The following is an 18,269-nucleotide window of genomic DNA, read 5'->3' as shown; positions in this document are numbered from 1 at the left end:
CTCATTGAAAGGAAATACCATGCAACAAGCTAACGTCTACCAAGATAACCGTATTGCACTGACCTCACGCGTCATCGCCGCCAAGGCGTTGAAAGACCTGTCCTGGAAACAGCTGGCGACGGGCACAGGCTTGAGCGTGGCGTATGTCACCGCAGCCTTGCTGGGTCAGCACGCTTTGCCCAAGGCGGCCGCTGAAGTGGTTTGCCAGCGCCTGGACCTGGAACCGGAAGCGGCGGCGGAATTGCAGGCGATCCCCCTGCGCGGCAGCATCCCTGGCGGCATTCCCACGGATCCGACCATCTACCGTTTTTACGAAATGCTGCAGATCTACGGCACTACCCTGAAAATGCTGGTGCACGAAGAGCTGGGCGACGGCATCATCAGCGCCATCAACTTCAAGCTGGACCTGAAGCGGGTGGAAGATCCGGATGGCGGTTCGCGTGCTGTGATTACATTGGACGGCAAGTTCCTGCCGAATAAGCCGTACTAGGCAGATCCGTGCGCCGTGTGCGCTCGCTTAAAAGAAAATGAGCGAAAACACACGGAAGTGTGTAGGGTGGGCACGCTTTTGTGCCCACGCTGTAGCGCTTCCGCGTGGGCACAAAAGCGTGCCCACCCTACTTCTTGGCAAACCATGCGCGATAGCGCCCCTTTACCCACAGAGAAGCCTGAAGAACCAAAGAAAATAAGCGAAAACACACGGAAGTCCGCAGTTGCAATATGCTATCGATGACGAAACGGCGAGGCTGCTCCAATGTAGCCTCGTTTTGTATCGGTGCCAGATTCAAAAAGGACAAGCATGGATATACGCCGCCTGGTTTTTCACACCCACCCGCGCCTGATGATTGCGTTGATCGTCGGCCTCGCGGTGTGGGCGGTCCAGCCCACCAGTTCGCACCTGACGCGCCTGCTGATCGGCTGGAACGCCGGCGTCTGGACATACCTGGCGACGCTCTGGTGGATGATGGTCCGAGCCAACTCAGGACAGGTGAAAAGGCGCGCCGCGGTCGAGGACGAAAACGATACCGTGATACTGGTCCTGATTTGCGTTGCCGCGGTCAGCAGCATCGGCGCAGTGGTGCTGGGGCTGGCGCATACCCAGGATTTCCTGCCGGGGCCGAAAGAGCTCAGGTACATGTTTACCGGCATGACGGTGCTCGGTTCCTGGTTCCTGGTGGGCACCATCTTTGCGCTGCACTATGCGCGCCTGTTTTACGCCTGCGCCGGCGACAAGCTGCCGCTGCGTTTTCCCGACGACGAAAAAAATCCCGACTACTGGGATTTTCTCTATTTTTCGTTCACCATGGCTGTCGCGGTCCAGACTTCCGATGTCAGCATCATGACGCGCTCCATGCGCAAGATCGTGCTGATGCAGTCGGTGCTGACATTCCTGTTCAACTCCGCCATCCTGGGTTTGTCGATCAACATCGCGGCGGGCCTGGTCGGGTAGGGTGGGCACCCCGTGCCCACGCTGTTGCTTGTACTCCGGTTATCACGGTCACGCGTGGGCACAGGTGCCCACCCTACGTGTTATCGCCAGCCAAGCAGCAGTCACGGGAAGTAGGTAGGGTGGGCACATCGTGCCCACGCGCGAACGCTATTGCCAGCCGTAGCGGCGGGCGTACCAGCCTTTCATCGCCTGCGTCAGCACCGCATAAGCCACCAGGATAAGCAGCAGCCACGGGAAGTAGGTGAGCGGCAAAGCCTGCAGCTTGAAGTAGTGCGCCAGCGGCGACATCGGCAGCAGGATGCCTACCGCCATGATGATCAGTGTCATGCTCATCAGGGCCCACGAAGCGCGGCTCTGGAAGAACGGGATCTTGCGGGTGCGGATCATGTGCACGATCAGGGTTTGCGACAGCAGGCCTTCGATGAACCAGCCGGACTGGAACAGGGTCTGGTGTTCCGGCGTATTGGCGCCGAAGATATACCACATCAGGGCAAATGTCGTGATGTCGAAAATCGAGCTGATCGGGCCGAAGAACACCATGAAGCGGCCGATTTCGCCGGCGTTCCAGCGCTGCGGTTTTTCCAGGAATTCCTTGTCGACGTTATCGAAGGGAATCGTGATCTGCGAGATGTCGTACAGCAGGTTCTGCACCAGCAGGTGCAAAGGCAGCATCGGCAGGAACGGCAGGAACGCGCTTGCAACTAATACCGAGAACACGTTGCCGAAGTTGGAGCTGGCCGTCATCTTGATGTACTTCAGCATGTTGGCGAAGGTCTTGCGGCCTTCCAGCACGCCTTCTTCCAGCACCATCAGGCTCTTTTCCAGCAAGATGATATCGGCCGCTTCCTTGGCGATATCGACCGCGGTGTCGACCGAGATGCCGATGTCGGCTGCGCGCAATGCCGGCGCATCGTTGATGCCGTCGCCCATGAAGCCGACCACGTGGCCCTTGTCATGCAGCACGCGCACGATGCGTTCCTTGTGGGTCGGGCTCAGCTTGGCGAAGACGGTGGTGGTGTCGACCGCGATGGCGAGGTCGGCGTCGCTCATTTTCTCGACGTCGTTGCCGAGCAACATGCCGTCCACGGCCAGGCCGACCTGGCGGCAGATCTTGGCGGTCACCAGTTCGTTGTCGCCGGTCAGGATCTTGACCGTGATGCCGTGCGCCTTCAGCGCGTCCAGCGCCGGCTTGGTCGATTCCTTGGGCGGATCGAGGAAGGCGATGTAGCCGATCAGGACCAGGTCGCTTTCGTCGGCGACGCCATACACTTCCTTGGTCGGCGGCAGGTCCTTGGCGGCGACGGCCACCACGCGCAAGCCTTCGGCGTTCAGGCTGGAAGTGGTTTCGTAGATTTCCTGCAGCAGTTCCTTGGTGAACGGCACTACCTGGCCGTTGTGGCGCGCGTGGGTGCAGACCGAGACGATTTCTTCGACGGCGCCCTTGCAGATCAGTTCATGGTGATCCTCGCGTTCGCTGACCACCACCGACATGCGGCGGCGCTGGAAATCGAAGGGGATTTCATCGACCTTGCGGTAAGCCGAGGCCAGCGCCATTTCGCGCTGCAGTTCGGCGTGCTCCAGCACGGCGACATCCAGCAGGTTTTTGAGACCGGTCTGGTAGTGGCTGTTGAGGTAGGCATATTCCAGCACCAGGTCGTCCTGCTCGCCGAGGATGTCGGTATGGCGTTCCAGGAAAATCTTGTCCTGGGTCAGGGTGCCGGTCTTGTCGGTGCACAGTACGTCCATGGCGCCGAAGTTCTGGATCGCGTCCAGCCGTTTGACGATGACCTTCTTGCGCGACAGCGCAACGGCGCCCTTGGCCAGGGTCGACGTGACGATCATCGGCAGCATTTCCGGCGTCAGGCCGACTGCGATCGACATCGCGAACAGGAAGGCTTCGACCCAGTCGCCCTTGGTGTAGCCGTTCAGCAGGAACACCACCGGCGTCATCACCATCATGAAGCGGATCAGCAGCCAGCTGACCTTGTTGACGCCGGACTGGAATGCCGTCGGCGTGCGGTCGGTGGCGGTGACGCGCTCGGCCAGGGCGCCGAAGTAGGTGCGGTTGCCAGTGGTGACCACGATCGCGGTGGCCGAACCGCTGACCACGTTGGTGCCCATGAAGCACAGGTTGTCCAGTTCCAGCGGGTTGCTGGTGGCGGCGCCGCGGTGGGTGACGAATTTTTCTACCGGCAGCGATTCGCCGGTCATGGCGGCCTGGCTGATGAACAGGTCCTTGGCGGTCAGCAGGCGCAGGTCGGCCGGGATCATGTCGCCGGCGGACAGCTGGACGATGTCGCCCGGCACCAGTTTCTTGATCGGCAGCTCGATGCGGCGCGCACCCTTCGGATGCAGGGTGACGTCGAAGTAGCGCAGGGCTTCCTCGGCGATGTCTTCGGCCAGGTCATGGCGCAGCACGGTGGCGGTGTTGCTGACCATCGCCTTGAGCTTATCGGCGGCGGTATTGGAGCGCGATTCCTGGATGAAGCGCATCATGGTCGACAGCACCACCATGGAGCCGATGACGATGGTGGCTTTCATGTCTTCCGTGAGGTAGGACACGGCGGCCAGCACGGTCAGCAGCAGGTTGAACGGGTTTTTGTAGCATTGCCACAAGTGCGTCCATTTCGAGATCGGCTTTTCGTGCTCGACTTCATTCGGGCCGGCGCTGGCGCGGATGGTGTCCGCTTCCGCTTCGGTCAGGCCGTCGGCGCGGCTGTGCAGGGTCTGGAACAGTTCGCTGATGTCGACGCGGGCAGCGCTGGACAGGGTTTCCGCCAGCGACGGCGGCACTTCCTTGCTGACCGGCGTGCTGCGGAACATGTCGGCGCCAAGGCGGCGGAAGTGGCGATCCATGCCGTGGCTGCGGACAAAGCTAACGAATGTTTCTCTCAGAATATTCAGATTCATGGTCTTCTTCTTTTTTCATGCATTGCGGTCGGCTGCCGTCGATCGGAGTGTTGCTGCCTGCTTGCCTGTGCTCTTATCGCTTTTAACTTTCTGTTAACGACTGGCAACCCATCCGGATGACAGCCTGTCGGCAAAAAGACAAAGTTTTAGAGCGGCACCAGACTGTAAATTCGATCGGTGACATCTTGATGACAATCTCGTGTGTCTCAAGCGCTGGATACACGTATTCGATAGCCTCGACAGCAGCGTTAGCCATGGTCGGAGCCAGAATCAGCCTGGCGCGCTGCCGGTGCGGCGGCGCGACTATGCGTGAAACAAGATCAGGTGGTGGAATACTGTGCGCCCGGAAACACGCTCCGGATGCTGGGATACCATCATTCGCCGGCGGCGAGATGACGGCAGGGGAAGTCCTGCGTTATCTTGCCGAGGCGGCGCCAGAACGGGTCTGGCTACAACTGTCACTCGAACAAGTGCCCATTAAAGGGACTCCATAAAATTTAGACTGGTGGATAGTAGCCGCGCCGGGCAGGGCGGTCAAGAAAATTGTGCAGGACAGCACAAGTTGGCTTTTGCTATGCCCGGCCTGTTGTCAATCAATTATTCGACCTTGCCTTTGAGCATGAGAAAACTATACTGAAATTACAAATATATAAAGGAGATGACCATGGTCAACCTGGTGATGAACAACCTGCTGTTTTTTGTGCCGGCAGCCATCGCCGGCGTGGTGTTGTGCGGCGAAGTGCCGGTTGCCTCCAAGTTTGCCCGCGGCAGCCTGCGCGCTGTCGGCGCTGTGTGCGGCGCGCTGCTGGCGTTGATTATCCTGGAAGCCATACCAGCTTTGCTCTGACGCCGCAGTCTTGCAGTGCATGTCGGGATCGCTGAAAGCATCCCGCAGTGGCGTTGTTTTCTGATTTTCCGCACATCCGCCGGCGCTGCTTTACAGCTTGTTCCGCAGCCGGTCGCAGTTCCTTTTCTAGCATCGCGTGAACGCATGGGATAATCCCGTGCAAACCTTCTTTTTCACCGGTGCCCACTTGAATAAACTCCACGCGATCAGTGTCCTTCTCTTGTCTTCCGTCTTGCTGCCCGGCGTACAGGCGCAGGAATCGTCTGCTGTATCTTCCGCTGCGCCGCCAGCATCGTTCAGCAAAGCTTTGCAACTTGCCGGGATTCCAGCCCAAAACGTCGGCGTCTATGTGCAGGAAGTCGACGGCGCCGGCAAGGTGATGGCGTCCGCCAATGCCGGCACGCCGTTCAACCCGGCCTCGACCATGAAGCTGGTCACCACCGACGCCGCGCTGGAACTGCTGGGGCCGACTTACCGCTGGAAAACCCAGGCCTACACCAACGGCAGCCAGGTCGGCAATGTGCTGCAGGGCGACCTGATCTTCAAGGGCAACGGCGATCCCAAGCTGGTGCTTGAAAATTTCTGGCTGTTCCTGCGCCAGATCCGCGCCAAGGGCATCCGCGACATCCGCGGCAATATCGTGCTGGACCGCAGCACGTTCGATGAGAGCACCTACGATCCGGGCGAGTTCGACGGCGATCCGATGAAGCCGTATAACGTCGGCCCGGATGCCTTGCTGCTCAACTACAAGGCGCTGACCTTCCAGTTCGTGCCGAATCCGGAAACGCGCCAGGTCAACGTGCTGATCGATCCGCCGATGAGCGGCTACCCGATCACGCCGCCGCGCCTGGGTAGCGGCAACTGCGACGACTGGCAAGGCAAGCTGCAGGCCTCGGTGGACGCCGACGGCGCCAGTTTCAACGGCGCGCTGCCGGCTTCCTGCGGTGAAAAGACCTGGTACGTCAATCCCTACAAGATGAGCAGCACGCAATACTTCGGCGCGGTGTTCCGCCAGATGTGGTCCGACCTTGGCGGCAGTTTCAGCGGCGTGGTGAAAAACGGCGTGGCGCCGGCCGGCAGCACCCTGGTCAGCGAATGGAACTCGGTGACGCTGCCGGAAGTGATCCGCGACATCAACAAATACAGCAACAACGTGATGGCGCGCCAAGTGCTGCTGACGATTGCCTCCGACATCCTGAAAGTCCCGGCCACCCCGGACCGCGGCGCGCGCGCCATCCAAAGCTGGCTCAGCAACAAGGGCATAGAGACCGGCGGCCTGGTGATCGAAAACGGTTCGGGCCTGTCGCGCAACGAAAGGATTTCAGCCAGGACGATGGGCCGCATGATGGCCGCCGCATTCCAGTCGCCAGTCATGCCTGAGTTCGTCTCCTCGATGCCGCTGGTAGGTTACGACGGCACCATGCGCAAGCGCCTGAAAAACCAGAGCGTCGCCGGCCAGGCCCACGTCAAGACCGGCACCCTGAACGATGTCCGGGCGATCGCCGGCTACGTACTGGCCGCCTCCGGCAAATACTACGCGGTAGTCTGCCTGATCAACCACCCCAACGCCCCCCGCGGCCAAGCCGCCCAAGACGGCCTGCTGCAATGGGTCTACGAGAATGGCTAAAATTCGCAGCTAATAATTCGACTCTGACCCTAATAAATTAATTAGGGTCAGAGTCGAATTAATTGGGCGTTACAGCAGCAGCGGCTTGTCCGACAGTTCGTTTTTCTTGCGGCCTTCGTCGGGGAAGTGCTGGGTCAGCAGGCCGTTCATTTGTTCCAGCGCGGCCAGTGTGCTGTCGTGGAATGCGCCGTTGGCGAATTCCTTGGTCATGGTCTTGCACACGGCTTGCCAGTCGGCGGATTTAGTAGCATGGCCGATGGCGCGGTCGACGATGATTTCGACCTTGTGGTCGGCCAGGTTCACATAGAGCAGGACGCCGACGTTTTCTTCCGTGTCCCAGATCCGGTAGTGTGAGAACAGTTCGTGGGCGCGGTTGCGCGAGGTGACGCCGTTGAGCACGGCGGGCAGGCTTAGCGAGCCTTCGACAATCATTTTGACTTCGGCGCGGTGCGTGACTTCGCCGTCGGCAATTTTCTGCTGGATGGCTTTGAGCGTGGTCGCCGGAAATGCGCGCCGTGCGCTGCGCCGGGTGGTCAGCAAATGACGCCAGATGCGTTGCAGGGTTTGTGCCATCACCAGTCTCCCGAGGCGCCGCCGCCGTCAAAGCCGCCACCGCCGCCGGAAAAACCGCCGCCGCCACCGAATCCTCCACCTCCGCCGCCGCCACCAAAACCGCCGCCGCCGCGTCCACCCTGGCTCAGGATGCTGCCGATGATGACGCCGGCGGCGTTGCCCCAGACATTGCTGTTGAGCGAGCGGCCGGAACCGGCGCCGCCGCCGCGTGCGCGTGAAATGATGGTGATCAGGATGATGAAGCCGAAGAACAGCAGCGGCGCCAGGGCGCCGAGCCAGTCGGAGGAGGGCTCTTGCGCTGGTCCGGATTTACGGCTGGGCGGGGCAAAGTTTTCCTGGTCCAGCAGCGGCATGATGGCCGAGATGCCGGCAGTCAGGCCGCCGTAGTAGTCGCTCTTGGAAAAATAAGGCGCGATGATTTCCTGCAGCACGCGCTTGGACTGGGCGTCGGTCAGCGTGCCTTGCACGCCGCGTCCGGTCAGTATCATCATGCGCCGCAAGGCTTTCGGATTGTCTTTCGCCACCAGCAGGATGACGCCGTCGTCGATGCCTTTGCGTCCCAGCTTCCAGGCATCGGCCACGCGCACGGCATAATCCTCGATGCCTTCCGGCTCGGTCTTGCTGAGCAGCAGGATGGCGATCTGGCTGCCGGTGCGCGCCTCATACTCGCTCAAGGTATTGTCGAGCGCGTCGCGCTGCGCCGGCTGCAGCATGCCGGCCAGGTCGGTGACGTGCGCCTGCAGCGGCGGCACCGCCACCTGGGCCTGCGCCGCGGCGGATACCGCAAACAGCGCCAGCCACAGGGCCAGCAGCCACAGGCGAAGCGCTGGGATCACCTTCTGCGACATTATTTTTTGCCGCCGAAATCGACGTCAGGCGATGTCGAGATCGCCTTTTCATTATCCACGGTGAACGACGGCTTGACCTTGTAGCTCATCGCCATCGCTGTCAGGTTGGTGGGGAAGCTGCGCGCCAGCACGTTATAGTCCTGCACCGCGACGATGTAGCGGTTGCGGGCTACCTTGATGCGGTTCTCGATGCCTTCCAGCTGCGACTGAGCATCGCGGTACAAACCGTCGGCCTTCAGTTGCGGATAATTCTCGGATACCGCCATCAGGCGCGACAAGGCCGAAGACAACTGACCCTGGACCTGCTGGAATTTCTCGAAGGCGGCAGGATCGTTCAGCACTTCCGGCGTGATCTGGAAACTGGTCGCTGCGGAGCGCGCCTTGGTCACGGCTTCGAAGGTGGCTTCTTCATGGGTGGCGTAGGCCTTGACGATCTGAGCGATCTTCGGCACCAGGTCGGCGCGTCCCTGGTATTGGTTGACGACTTCGCCCCAGGCGGCTTTCACAGCCTCATCCTTGGTCTGGAAATCGTTGTAGCCGCAGGCGCTGAGCAGCGAGGCGAAGGTAACAATTGCCAGCCATTTGGAGAAAGTTTTCATGGATATCCCTGATAAAAGAAACAATGTTATGCACGTTAGCAAACTATCGATAGCCGCTCAAGTGTTAAATAGCGACTACTCCGCTTATTCCCGGCTAAATTGGAATTACAATGCGGGGGTTTGCATTATTGAGGCTGCACCGTGACTTTTATCGAAAAACTATCCGGCACCTGGAGCGCCAACAATTCCCTGCTGTGCGTCGGGCTGGATCCGGATGTTGCCAAATTTCCATCGCATTTGCAGGGCCAGCCGGACGCGATCTTCACTTTCTGCAAAGAAATCATAGACGCCACCGCCGCCACCGCCTGTGCCTTCAAGCCGCAAATCGCCTATTTTTCGGCGATACGTGCGGAAGACCAGCTGGAAGCGATCTGTGATTACTTGCGCAAAAACTATCCGCAGATCCCGATCGTGATGGACGCCAAGCGCGGCGACATCGGCGCCACCGCGGAACAGTATGCGCGCGAAGCATTCGAACGCTACGGCGCCGACGCCGTTACCGTCAGCCCCTACATGGGCTTCGATTCAGTCGCACCGTACCTGGAATGGAAGGACCGCGGCGCCATCGTCCTGTGCCGTACCTCCAACGCCGGCGGTTCCGACCTGCAGTTCCTGACGGTGGATGGCGTGCCGCTGTACCAGCACGTGGCGCGCCTGGTGGCTGACAAGTGGAATACCAACGGCCAGTGCGCCCTGGTGGTGGGCGCGACGTTCCCGCAGGAACTGGCGCAAGTGCGCAGCATCATCGGCGACATGCCGCTGCTGGTGCCGGGCATCGGCGCCCAGGGCGGCGATATCCAGGCCACCGTGAACGCCGGTAAAACGGCGAACGGCACGGGCATGATGATCAACTCGTCGCGCGCCATCCTGTACGCCAAGCCTGACCAGGCTGCCGGCGAAGACTATGCCCAAGCCGCGCGCCGCGTGGCCGAGGAAACCCGCGACGCGATCAATCGCTTTCGTAGCTGATCGTACTTGAGTTTATTTCAGGAAGCGCAGCAGCCCTTGCAGCGCATGGATCACGGTCTGTTCGCGCACCGCATGGCGGTCGCCCGCAAATACCAGCCGTTCGGTATGGGTGCGATGGCCGACTGACCAGCCGAAACATACCGTGCCGACCGGCTTGCCCGGCACCGCGCCGCCCGGCCCGGCGATGCCAGTGGTGGAGACGCTGACGTCGGCGTTGCTGTTGGCCAGCGCGCCTTCAGCCATGGCGGCGGCAATTTCTTCGCTCACCGTGCCATGCTGCGCAATCTCGGCTTCAGGGATATCCAGCAGTTCGGTCTTGGATGCGTTGGAGTAGGTGACGAAGCCGCAATCGAACCATTCCGAAGAACCGGCGATTTCCGTAATCGCTTGCGACACGCCGCCGCCGGTGCAGGATTCGGCGGTCGACAGGAACCAGTTCCTGGCTTGCAGGGTACGGCCGACTTGCGCCGCCAGATCGAGGATTTGTTCGGTGTTGCCTTCAACTACAGTGCTGGTGTTCATGTCTCAACTCCTGTTTGCTGTTCTGCCGGCAAGTGCAGTGCTGCGCACCTAATGACACTTAATAAGCGGCGTCTTTTCGCGCCATGCGTCGTTGCAAATCCTCGCGATAGTCCCACTATCGCTCCGGTTTGCGCCTAGCCTGGCGCGAAAATACACCATTTCTTAAGCGCCATTAGGTGCGCAGCACTACACTGGGTACATACTGCCACTTGTTACGGACAGATGCAATCGCCGCGTCCTAGATCACACGCCACAGGGCCAACGCCAGCAAGGTGTAAAACGCTGCCACAATGTCATCCCACATGACGCCGAAACCACCCTTGAAATGACGGTCGAAATAGGCGATCGGCGGTGGTTTCACCATGTCGAAAAAACGGAACACGATGAAGGCGCCGAACTGCGCCGACAGGCTGGCCGGGGTGACCAGCACCAGCACCAGCCAGAACGCGATGATTTCATCCCACACCATGCTGCCGTGATCCGGCGCGCCCAGGTGGCGGCCGGTGCTCTGGCAGGTCCAGATGCCGACGATGAAGCCGGCGGCGATGATCACCAGCCAGTTCAGCGGCGTGAAAATCTCCGGCCAGCGGGTAGTCAGCACCACATACGACAGCCAGCCGAACAAGGTGCCGAAGGTGCCCGGCATGATGGGCGAGAGCCCGCTGCCGAAGCCCTGGGCGATGAAATGCGCCGGATGCGACAGCATGAAGCGGGCGCTGGCCTTGATCGGTTGAGACGGCGCAGTTGCTTGGGTCGTTGCTTGAGTCATGTTGAGTGAAAGTGGTCGAAAGAGGCAAGTTGCAGGTCCAGCGTGCTGTTGCCAGCGTCGCGCAGGCGCAAACCGTGTTGGGCGTCGATGCTGCCGATGCGGGTGACCGCCGTGGCGGCGCTTTGGGCTGCCGCCAGCACGGCGTCGCGCTGATCGGCAGCGACGGTGAAACATAATTCGTAGTCGTCGCCGCCGGCCAAGGTGAAGTGGCGGCGGATCGCCTGGTTTTGCCGGCCCAGCACCGCACCGGCCGGCAGGCTGTCGACCGTCAGCGTGGCGCCGACGGACGAGCGCGCCAGGATATGGCCGAGATCGCCGGCCAGGCCATCGGAAATGTCGATGGCGGCATGGGCGATGCCGCCCAGGGCCTGGCCCAGCGCGACCCTCGGCGTCGGTTGATGCATGCGGGTGGCAGCCAGTTTGAAACTGTCGCTGCCGAGTTTCAGGTCCGCACTTAGCTCGGCGTCGAGTTCTTGCCGGTACACCGCCAGCGCCAGCCGGGCGTCGCCCAGCGTGCCGGAGACCCAGATATCGTCGCCGGCTTGGGCAGCGTCGCGGCGCAGGGCTTGTCCCGGCGCGGTTTCGCCGAATACCGTGATGCAGATATTCAACGGGCCTTTGGTGGTGTCGCCGCCGATCAGTTCGCACTGGTGCTCGTCAGCCAGCGCCAGCAGGCCGCCGGAAAACGCCGCCAGCCATTCTTCATGCACGGCGGGCAGGGCGAGTGCCAGCGTAAAAGCCAGCGGCCGCGCGCCCATCGCCGCCAGGTCGGACAGGTTCACGGCCAGGCATTTGTGGCCGAGCGTGAAGGGATCTGCATCCGGGAAGAAATGGCGTCCTTCCACCAGCATGTCGGTCGAAATCGCCAGCTGCTTGCCGGCGCCAGGCACCAGCAGCGCGCAATCGTCGCCGACGCCGAGCGCAATCTGGGCAAGATTGCTGCGTGGCGCGCGAGTGAAGTAGCGGGAGATCAGGTCGAATTCGGACAACATAGGCAGATTGTACCGAATGACGGGTGCTAGACGGTCATTTTGCTGAAATTGGGTGCAGGGGGATTGCTTCAGAAACCTGCGCCGCAAGAAGTGGTGCGCGAAATGGCGCCTTTCTGCATGATGTCCTCGCCCTTGGTATTGCCGACCGAGATCTGGGTCACGCAATAGGTGCCGTTCGGCCCGGTCACCTTGGTGACGCGCTGGCCGTTCGGCAGCGTGATGTCTTCCATGGTGGTGTCTTTCGGCGAACTTGGTGGCGGCGGGGCCGGAGGGGCAAGGCCCATTTCCAGTTTCTGCTGCATGGTAGGTTCTGCCACCTTTGCGTCCTTGGGCGGCGCGTCCTTGCGCAGGTCGCGGTCGATCTTGCCGGCATCGCGTTTGGCTGCCTCGACCATGCCCTCGGCCGACGGCCGGCCGGAGGACGCCGGCAACTGCGGCGCCCCGGGAGCGGCAGGCTGGTAATGGGTGTCTTCAACCGTGATCGTTCCAGGCGGCAGCGGCGGCGCCTGTTCACCCGCCTGCACCGGCGAAAGGTGGGACAGGGCAAGCAGCAACGCCGAGGCGCCCATCGTGGCGAGCCGCTTGTCGATGCGGGAAAAAACTCGGGTTATCAACATGTCGCAGGCTTCCTATAGCAGCTATAGCAATTCAGTTCAAACGCGCGTGAACACCAGGTCCCAGACGCCATGCCCGAGCCGTAAGCCGCGGTTCTCGAACTTGGTCACCGGCCGGTAATCCGGCCGTTCTGCGTAAGTCTCGGCGCTATTCTTCAGCAGCGGTTCGGCGCTCAATACTTCCAGCATCTGCTCAGCATACTCCTGCCAGTCGGTGGCGCAATGCAGGTAGCCGCCCGGCGCGATGCGCGAGGCCAGCAGGCTGACCAGCGGCCCCTGGATCAGACGGCGCTTGTTGTGCCGCGCCTTGTGCCAGGGATCGGGAAAGAACACATGGGCGCCGGCCAGCGAGCCGGGAGCGATCATGTTGGTCAGCACTTCCACCGCGTCATGCTGGACCAGGCGCAGGTTGCCCAACTGCTGCTCGCCGATCAGCTTCAGCAGGCTGCCGACGCCAGGCGTATGGACTTCGACCCCGAGGAAATTCTTTTCCGGCATGCCGGCGGCAATCTTGGCCGAGGTTTCCCCCATGCCGAAGCCGATTTCCAGGATAGTCGGCGCACTGCGCCCGAAAACCTGGCCGAGGTCGACCACGGCCTTGTCGTAGGGCACGCAAAAACGCGGCCCCAGTTCCTCGATGGCGCGCGCCTGCGCCGTCGACAAACGCCCGGCGCGCGTGACAAAGCTGCGGATCCGGTGTTCGGTCGGATCGTAAAAAAGGGGTTTGCCGGATTTGTTTTCTGACATGCTTGATAGACGAGCTAGGGCTAGGGTTAAGATGAGGCGGGCGCTCAATTGCCATAGAGTTGCCATTGAGCTGCCATGGGCCATGGCGTCATTGTAACGCCAGGCGACAGGCCGCCTCAAAAATACAAATGGCGCCCTGTGACACGGGCGCCAGCGCTGATCTGGAGCGGGTAGAGGGGATCGAACCCTCGTCTAAAGCTTGGGAAGCTTTCGTTCTACCATTGAACTACACCCGCAAGACCTTGATTTTAAACTAAATTTAGTTGTTTCTGAAAGTCTAAAATTATCGGAATTGCGGAGCGCTCCGCAAAAACTGAATATTCCCTACTTTGTCGGCTCTACAATCTTGCCTCTCCGGAGGTAATGCCGTTGTGTTGTTTTCACATTATCGTGACCCAGCAGATCGCTTGCGGCCTGGTCACCACGGTCATCTGATGTGTCGTCCGCTGCCTTTGCGCGCAGGTCGTAAAACCGGAAAGCTTTTATATCTTCGGCTAACTCGGGCAACTTTTTGGCCGCTGCAATTTTCGCGCGGTCGAAGTGACTGCGTAATGCCGGCAGGGTGAATACCTTGCCGTCGCCGTTCATCAACAATTGATCGTTTTCAATTTTATGCTGCGCCTTGCGCACGACTATTCGACCAAGCACGGTCGCCAGTTCCCCGGTAACAGAAATACGTAATTTTTTTTGCGTTTTGCCTTGATCCACAAGCAGGAACCCATTAGCAATATCGCTGGCCTTCATTTTGAGAGTGTCGGCTGGGCGTTGGCCCGTAAGGTAGGCCAGATCCAGTGCGTCTATCAGCGTGTCGCTAGCGCAACTTCTGACACCTGGGCCAGGTCGCCGTCTTGTTCAATGCTGATATTGGAAAATCTTTGACTGTATTTTTTGCCGCTCTCGAAGACCGCTTTCCGAAATCCGGCGTAACCTTGCAGGCTCTCTGAAACGGGCTTGAATGACGGGCTCAATTTTTCTCCAAGCCCGAAGAACGGTATGTTCTCGTCCAGCAGCTGGGATTCGAAAAGCGTGCGATCTCCAGCCGTTACGCTCTTGACGTAGTTATCCAGCACTTGCTGAATCTGTTTTCGGCTATCTTCGCTCGGCATATGATCGGTTTTCCCGTTCGACGACGGAAGCTCTCCGGCCATTGCCGGATGGCCAAGCGGTGAAAGCGCAAAAAGGGCGGTGGCTAATACGTAGCTGCTGAATTTGGTCATGGTTGCAATGGTCAGGGGCGGGATTATCTGCATGGCAGGAGTCTTGATCCGCTTGCAGCATATCCCGGATTCCGTCGTCGCACATGGGGGACCTCCAAATGCGCGCCGTTTGAATTTTCCAGGCACGCATTTGGCATGTCTTAAGTCGAGCTGATGTTGACCACACCATCCAATTCCTTGACTGCATCGTCCGGCAGCGCCAGCTCGGCCGCGGCCAGGTTCTCGTGCAAGTGAGCGATAGACGAGGTACCTGGGATCAGCAGGATGTTGGGCGAGCGGCGCAGCAGCCAGGCGAGCGCCACCTGCATGGGTGTGGCGCCGAGGCGCTCAGCAACGCCGGACAAGGTCGAGGATTGAAGGGGAGTGAAGCCGCCGAGCGGAAAGAAGGGCACGTAGGCGATGCCGTCCCGCGCAAGCTGGTCGATCAGGTCGTCGTCGTCCCGATGGGCGACGTTGTAGTGGTTTTGCACACAGACGATCTCGCAGATCTTGCGTCCTTCCGCGACCTGCGCCGGGGTGACGTTGCTCAGCCCGATATGGCGCACCAGGCCCTGCCGCTGCAGTTCGGCCACCACCGTGAGCGGTTCTTCTATCGATCCTTCGACAGGACCGTGGATGCCGAGCATGCTGCGCAGGTTAACCACCTCGAGCACGTCCAGGCCCAGGTTGCGCAGGTTGTCGTGGACCGCCTGGATCAGTTCTTCGGGCGACATGGCTGGAATCCACGATCCGTCGTCGCCGCGCCGGGCGCTGATCTTGGTGACGATGGCGAGATCGTCACGATAAGGATGCAGCGCTTCGCGGATCAGCTGGTTAGTGATGTGCGGACCGTAGAAATCGCTGGTGTCGATGTGATTGACGCCGCGTGCGACGGCTTCGCGCAGCACGGCCAGCGCCGCGCCGCGATCCTTGGGTGGGCCGAACACGCCTGGTCCTGCGAGCTGCATGGCGCCGTAGCCGAGTCGCTTTACAGTACGGTGGCCAAGCGTGAATGTGCCGGATTGTTCGATGCTAGACATGATTGTGTTCCTTTAGATGAAAGATGAGCCATGGTAGGCGTCTTCCACCTTCGTGATAATTGGGTACAATCGATACGGGTTGTGCGGATTTGCGAACAGTGGAGATAGGGCAATGAAGGTCAACCTGGAAGATCTGAACGCCTTCGTGGTGGTGGCGCGCGCCAAAGGCTTTCGCGAAGGCGCGCGTGCCAGCGCCGGCAGCGCGTCCGCGCTCAGTGAAGCGGTACGCCGTTTGGAGGCTCAGCTCGGCGTGAGGCTGTTCAACCGTACCACGCGTAGCGTGGTGCCGACCGAAGCGGGCCAGGGTTTGCTGGCGAGGCTCAGTCCAGCCTTGAACGAGATGGAAGCCGCACTCGACGTGGTCAACGGGTTTCGCGACAAGCCAGCCGGCACATTGCGCCTCAACGTGCCGGTCAGTGCGGCGCGGCTGGTGCTGGGCCGCATCGTGCCGCCCTTTCTCGCCGCTTATCCCGACATTCAGATGGAGATCTTCACCGAAGAAAGTTTTGTCGATGTAATCGCGGCCGGATGCGACGCCGGCATCCGCTACGACGAGCGGCTGGAACAGGACATGATCGCGGTGCCGATCGGGCCGCGTGTCCAGCGCTTTGCCACCGCGGCGTCTCCCGCCTATCTTGACCGGCATGGCCGGCCGCAACACCCGCGCGAGCTGCTCGGCCATGCTTGCCTGCGCGGCCGTTTTTCCAGCGGGTCAATGCCGCCTTGGGAGTTTGAACGGAACGGCGAGATGGTGCGGGTGGATCCGACGGGGCCGCTGATCGTACAAGCGGGCGGAGGAATCGATCTCGCCATCGAGGCGGCGGTTGCCGGCAGCGGCATCATTTATCTCTTCGAGGACTGGCTGCGCCCCCATCTCGACAGCGGCGCGCTTGAACCCCTGCTTGCGCCGTGGTGGATGCACTTTTCCGGGCCTTTCCTTTATTACCCCGGACGCCGCCTGGTGCCGGCGCCTTTGCGCGCGTTCATCGATTTTATCAAGGCGCCTGCCGGCGGCCATTCGCGCTGAATTACAGCGCTTTATGGAACAGGACGCGATGTTGTCCTGCGCCGGCATAATCGAGGCTGACCGGGATGCCGTCGATTTCACCGGAACCGGGGAGAAGTGTAAACCCCAGTTTGCGATGAAATGCGATCGAGCCGGTATTGACCGCAGACGTGATGCTGCGCACCTCTGTGCAGCCCTGGGCGCTGACCACATTGAAAAAATGTTCGTAGAGCAAACGGGCGAGGCCGCCGGCTCTTGCGGCAGGGCTTACGCCGACGAAGTGGATATAGGCGACTTTGGGATCGGACTGCGACACAAAGCCGATCAGGAATGCCTGGACAGCATCCGATGGGCCAACGGCGAAACTGCTTGCGTTCAGATGGTCGAAAAATATGCGATGGACCAGCGCACGGACAGGGCGGCCGCCCCACCAGTCATCGACTACCGAGGCGACGAATTGATAGTCCGCGGATTCAAGAGCGCGGATATTGTATGTAGTCGTCAATTAATCTTTCCTGTGTTCAGGTAATTTTATGGTGTCGCCGGAGTTCGCCCAAAAAGCTGTACTACGCAGGTATTCATTTGGCGAGAAAATCGACAAGGCTGAAGAAATTCTCTACGTTCGCACTCTCCTTGCATTCTATCGCGGCACGGGGGTATTGTTTTCTGCGCTTGCCGGCCGTCTCGATACCGAAGTCTTGCGCAGCTCCGACATGCACCCCTTCAAATATCTCTCCCGTATCTGGCACGACATGTTCTACGCTATAGGCAATTCCGGCGTTGGCGAAAAAAACCGCATCAAGACGAATCTCTCCTCTCAGGGCTCGGATTTTGTCTGATGCGAAGCGTTTAAGTGAATCATTTTTTTGAGGAGGATAGGACAACTCTATTTTTCCTGGCGATCCGAATCGATATTGCAGCCACGGATTGTCTATTTCAGTGAGGCTGCCAAATTCATCCTGGTAGAAAGCGTCTCCGCACAGGGAGATTATTTTTCCACTATTCGTAGCGCAGGAAAAATAGATGGTTTCATTTTTCCTGCAGAGAGAAGCTGGTCCGGCCGCGGCATTCATGACAGGAAAAACAAAGCCAATGACGATCAATATGTTTTTATACATTGCCATTCCTGCTGATTGCGAGTGGTGGGTTTTATTGTCCGCAGCGCTGGATGATTTCGTCTGATGCCCATTTTTAAAAACTCTCCGCCTCCATCAGAGTCAGCGTTGCTCGGGCGGAATGGACTTGATCGCCGCAGCAAAAGCGGTATGGGCATCAAGGTCAACCGGTCGATGCTTGAGCTTGGTGCTAGCTGGATCTTTCCCAAGGAAATTCTCACCCCTTAAATTCCTTGCCGGCCTGACCGGCCTTGGGACGAAGCCGCCGCCGCAATTCGGGCAAACGTTCTCCAGGATGCCATCGACGCAAGCCGCGCAAAACGTACACTCATAGCTGCAAATCCGCGCTTCCAGGGATTCCGGCGGCAGTGTTTTGTTGCAGTGTTCGCAGCTTGGTCTCAGTTCCAGCATGATGCTCCCGGTTTTTTAGTTCATTCGAACGATC

The 18,269-nt window shown here is 59.9% G+C and carries 21 protein-coding genes and 1 tRNA gene; 6 read left to right on the top strand and 16 right to left on the bottom strand.

Features of this window, described 5'->3' with window-relative positions; genetic code table 11:
- Nucleotides 1-19: 19 nt before the first annotated feature.
- Both cynS and CFter6_RS20725 read left to right on the top strand, forming a co-directional pair.
- Nucleotides 20-490 carry a cyanase gene (cynS, locus tag CFter6_RS20730; RefSeq protein WP_061541526.1) on the top strand — a complete coding sequence of 157 codons (471 nt, stop codon included), beginning with the start codon at nucleotides 20-22 and terminating at the stop codon, nucleotides 488-490.
- A gap of 309 nt (nucleotides 491-799) precedes the next feature.
- Entirely contained in the window at nucleotides 800-1,450 is a 651-nt protein-coding gene (locus tag CFter6_RS20725; RefSeq protein ID WP_061541525.1) for a DUF1345 domain-containing protein, read from the top strand.
- 147 nt (nucleotides 1,451-1,597) lie between these two features.
- Here CFter6_RS20725 and mgtA read toward each other — a convergent pair whose 3' ends face one another.
- Nucleotides 1,598-4,360 (bottom strand): magnesium-translocating P-type ATPase, encoded by a 2,763-nt coding sequence (mgtA, locus tag CFter6_RS20720; RefSeq protein ID WP_061541524.1) that lies wholly within the window; start codon nucleotides 4,358-4,360, stop codon nucleotides 1,598-1,600.
- 664 nt (nucleotides 4,361-5,024) lie between these two features.
- Here mgtA and CFter6_RS20715 point away from each other — a divergent pair.
- Nucleotides 5,025-5,207 carry a hypothetical protein gene (locus CFter6_RS20715; protein ID WP_061541523.1) on the top strand — a complete coding sequence of 61 codons (183 nt, stop codon included), beginning with the start codon at nucleotides 5,025-5,027 and terminating at the stop codon, nucleotides 5,205-5,207.
- Nucleotides 5,208-5,439: 232 nt separating this feature from the next.
- Nucleotides 5,440-6,834: a D-alanyl-D-alanine carboxypeptidase/D-alanyl-D-alanine endopeptidase gene (dacB, locus tag CFter6_RS20710; RefSeq protein ID WP_417924811.1), complete on the top strand. Its 1,395-nt coding sequence runs from the start codon at nucleotides 5,440-5,442 to the stop codon at nucleotides 6,832-6,834.
- 69 nt (nucleotides 6,835-6,903) lie between these two features.
- Here dacB and CFter6_RS20705 read toward each other — a convergent pair whose 3' ends face one another.
- Genes CFter6_RS20705 through CFter6_RS20695 form a run of 3 tightly spaced genes read right to left on the bottom strand, consistent with a single transcriptional unit; the run spans nucleotide 6,904 to nucleotide 8,854 of the window.
- Entirely contained in the window at nucleotides 6,904-7,407 is a 504-nt protein-coding gene (locus tag CFter6_RS20705; protein WP_061541522.1) for a TPM domain-containing protein, read from the bottom strand.
- Nucleotides 7,407-8,255 carry a TPM domain-containing protein gene (locus tag CFter6_RS20700; RefSeq protein ID WP_061541521.1) on the bottom strand — a complete coding sequence of 283 codons (849 nt, stop codon included), beginning with the start codon at nucleotides 8,253-8,255 and terminating at the stop codon, nucleotides 7,407-7,409. Before CFter6_RS20700 ends, CFter6_RS20705 begins: the two co-directional genes overlap by 1 nt.
- On the bottom strand, nucleotides 8,255-8,854 hold the full coding sequence (locus CFter6_RS20695; protein WP_061541520.1) for a LemA family protein: 600 nt from the start codon (nucleotides 8,852-8,854) through the stop codon (nucleotides 8,255-8,257). The genes CFter6_RS20700 and CFter6_RS20695 overlap by 1 nt, the downstream gene beginning before the upstream one ends.
- Before the next feature lie 141 nt (nucleotides 8,855-8,995).
- Between CFter6_RS20695 and pyrF the strand changes: the two genes are divergently transcribed.
- Entirely contained in the window at nucleotides 8,996-9,823 is an 828-nt protein-coding gene (pyrF, locus tag CFter6_RS20690; protein WP_061541519.1) for an orotidine-5'-phosphate decarboxylase, read from the top strand.
- Between the two features lie 12 nt (nucleotides 9,824-9,835).
- Here pyrF and CFter6_RS20685 read toward each other — a convergent pair whose 3' ends face one another.
- From CFter6_RS20685 to CFter6_RS20645, 9 genes are all read right to left on the bottom strand, one after another.
- Nucleotides 9,836-10,345 (bottom strand): CinA family protein, encoded by a 510-nt coding sequence (locus tag CFter6_RS20685; RefSeq protein ID WP_014007674.1) that lies wholly within the window; start codon nucleotides 10,343-10,345, stop codon nucleotides 9,836-9,838.
- A gap of 238 nt (nucleotides 10,346-10,583) precedes the next feature.
- Nucleotides 10,584-11,114 (bottom strand): phosphatidylglycerophosphatase A family protein, encoded by a 531-nt coding sequence (locus tag CFter6_RS20680; RefSeq protein WP_061541518.1) that lies wholly within the window; start codon nucleotides 11,112-11,114, stop codon nucleotides 10,584-10,586.
- Entirely contained in the window at nucleotides 11,111-12,106 is a 996-nt protein-coding gene (gene thiL / locus CFter6_RS20675; RefSeq protein WP_061541517.1) for a thiamine-phosphate kinase, read from the bottom strand. The genes CFter6_RS20680 and thiL overlap by 4 nt, the downstream gene beginning before the upstream one ends.
- A gap of 68 nt (nucleotides 12,107-12,174) precedes the next feature.
- On the bottom strand, nucleotides 12,175-12,723 hold the full coding sequence (locus CFter6_RS20670; protein WP_061541516.1) for a hypothetical protein: 549 nt from the start codon (nucleotides 12,721-12,723) through the stop codon (nucleotides 12,175-12,177).
- A gap of 36 nt (nucleotides 12,724-12,759) precedes the next feature.
- Entirely contained in the window at nucleotides 12,760-13,467 is a 708-nt protein-coding gene (trmB, locus tag CFter6_RS20665) for a tRNA (guanosine(46)-N7)-methyltransferase TrmB (protein ID WP_061541515.1), read from the bottom strand.
- Between the two features lie 162 nt (nucleotides 13,468-13,629).
- A tRNA-Gly gene (locus CFter6_RS20660) sits at nucleotides 13,630-13,703 on the bottom strand.
- An 88-nt stretch (nucleotides 13,704-13,791) separates the two neighbouring features.
- Nucleotides 13,792-14,253, bottom strand: a complete 462-nt coding sequence (locus CFter6_RS20655; RefSeq protein WP_257722421.1) for a tyrosine-type recombinase/integrase — start codon at nucleotides 14,251-14,253, stop codon at nucleotides 13,792-13,794.
- Between the two features lie 14 nt (nucleotides 14,254-14,267).
- The gene (locus CFter6_RS20650) at nucleotides 14,268-14,717 is read right to left on the bottom strand and encodes a hypothetical protein (protein WP_061541513.1); all 450 of its coding nucleotides are present in this window, start codon (nucleotides 14,715-14,717) and stop codon (nucleotides 14,268-14,270) included.
- Between the two features lie 107 nt (nucleotides 14,718-14,824).
- Nucleotides 14,825-15,703, bottom strand: coding sequence for an aldo/keto reductase family oxidoreductase (locus CFter6_RS20645; RefSeq protein WP_061541512.1), 879 nt, complete (start codon nucleotides 15,701-15,703; stop codon nucleotides 14,825-14,827).
- 112 nt (nucleotides 15,704-15,815) lie between these two features.
- Here CFter6_RS20645 and CFter6_RS20640 point away from each other — a divergent pair, with 112 nt between their 5' ends.
- Nucleotides 15,816-16,730, top strand: a complete 915-nt coding sequence (locus CFter6_RS20640) for a LysR family transcriptional regulator (protein WP_061541511.1) — start codon at nucleotides 15,816-15,818, stop codon at nucleotides 16,728-16,730.
- Nucleotide 16,731: 1 nt separating this feature from the next.
- Here CFter6_RS20640 and CFter6_RS20635 read toward each other — a convergent pair whose 3' ends face one another.
- The 3 genes from CFter6_RS20635 to CFter6_RS25205 form a co-directional block, all read right to left on the bottom strand.
- Nucleotides 16,732-17,214 carry a GNAT family N-acetyltransferase gene (locus CFter6_RS20635; protein WP_082814915.1) on the bottom strand — a complete coding sequence of 161 codons (483 nt, stop codon included), beginning with the start codon at nucleotides 17,212-17,214 and terminating at the stop codon, nucleotides 16,732-16,734.
- A gap of 73 nt (nucleotides 17,215-17,287) precedes the next feature.
- The gene (locus CFter6_RS20630) at nucleotides 17,288-17,827 is read right to left on the bottom strand and encodes a hypothetical protein (protein WP_061541510.1); all 540 of its coding nucleotides are present in this window, start codon (nucleotides 17,825-17,827) and stop codon (nucleotides 17,288-17,290) included.
- A 99-nt stretch (nucleotides 17,828-17,926) separates the two neighbouring features.
- Nucleotides 17,927-18,235: a DUF1272 domain-containing protein gene (locus CFter6_RS25205; protein ID WP_082814914.1), complete on the bottom strand. Its 309-nt coding sequence runs from the start codon at nucleotides 18,233-18,235 to the stop codon at nucleotides 17,927-17,929.
- Nucleotides 18,236-18,269 lie beyond the last annotated feature (34 nt).

Source organism: Collimonas fungivorans (genome assembly GCF_001584145.1).
GTDB lineage: Bacteria > Pseudomonadota > Gammaproteobacteria > Burkholderiales > Burkholderiaceae_D > Collimonas > Collimonas fungivorans.
Note: the sequence above shows the minus strand (reverse complement) of the source record. Positions and strands in the feature narration are given on the sequence as shown.

Excerpts from the sequence above, each read along its gene's own strand:
- cynS (WP_061541526.1), top strand. The coding sequence starts at position 20 with ATGCAACAAGCTAACGTCTACCAAGATAACCGTATTGCACTGACCTCA.
- CFter6_RS20725 (WP_061541525.1), top strand. The coding sequence starts at position 800 with ATGGATATACGCCGCCTGGTTTTTCACACCCACCCGCGCCTGATGATT.
- mgtA (WP_061541524.1), bottom strand. The coding sequence starts at position 4,360 with ATGAATCTGAATATTCTGAGAGAAACATTCGTTAGCTTTGTCCGCAGC.
- CFter6_RS20715 (WP_061541523.1), top strand. The coding sequence starts at position 5,025 with ATGGTCAACCTGGTGATGAACAACCTGCTGTTTTTTGTGCCGGCAGCC.
- CFter6_RS20705 (WP_061541522.1), bottom strand. The coding sequence starts at position 7,407 with ATGGCACAAACCCTGCAACGCATCTGGCGTCATTTGCTGACCACCCGG.
- CFter6_RS20700 (WP_061541521.1), bottom strand. The coding sequence starts at position 8,255 with ATGTCGCAGAAGGTGATCCCAGCGCTTCGCCTGTGGCTGCTGGCCCTG.
- CFter6_RS20695 (WP_061541520.1), bottom strand. The coding sequence starts at position 8,854 with ATGAAAACTTTCTCCAAATGGCTGGCAATTGTTACCTTCGCCTCGCTG.
- CFter6_RS20685 (WP_014007674.1), bottom strand. The coding sequence starts at position 10,345 with ATGAACACCAGCACTGTAGTTGAAGGCAACACCGAACAAATCCTCGAT.
- CFter6_RS20680 (WP_061541518.1), bottom strand. The coding sequence starts at position 11,114 with ATGACTCAAGCAACGACCCAAGCAACTGCGCCGTCTCAACCGATCAAG.
- thiL (WP_061541517.1), bottom strand. The coding sequence starts at position 12,106 with ATGTTGTCCGAATTCGACCTGATCTCCCGCTACTTCACTCGCGCGCCA.
- CFter6_RS20670 (WP_061541516.1), bottom strand. The coding sequence starts at position 12,723 with ATGTTGATAACCCGAGTTTTTTCCCGCATCGACAAGCGGCTCGCCACG.
- trmB (WP_061541515.1), bottom strand. The coding sequence starts at position 13,467 with ATGTCAGAAAACAAATCCGGCAAACCCCTTTTTTACGATCCGACCGAA.
- CFter6_RS20650 (WP_061541513.1), bottom strand. The coding sequence starts at position 14,717 with ATGCAGATAATCCCGCCCCTGACCATTGCAACCATGACCAAATTCAGC.
- CFter6_RS20645 (WP_061541512.1), bottom strand. The coding sequence starts at position 15,703 with ATGTCTAGCATCGAACAATCCGGCACATTCACGCTTGGCCACCGTACT.
- CFter6_RS20640 (WP_061541511.1), top strand. The coding sequence starts at position 15,816 with ATGAAGGTCAACCTGGAAGATCTGAACGCCTTCGTGGTGGTGGCGCGC.
- CFter6_RS20630 (WP_061541510.1), bottom strand. The coding sequence starts at position 17,827 with ATGTATAAAAACATATTGATCGTCATTGGCTTTGTTTTTCCTGTCATG.
- CFter6_RS25205 (WP_082814914.1), bottom strand. The coding sequence starts at position 18,235 with ATGCTGGAACTGAGACCAAGCTGCGAACACTGCAACAAAACACTGCCG.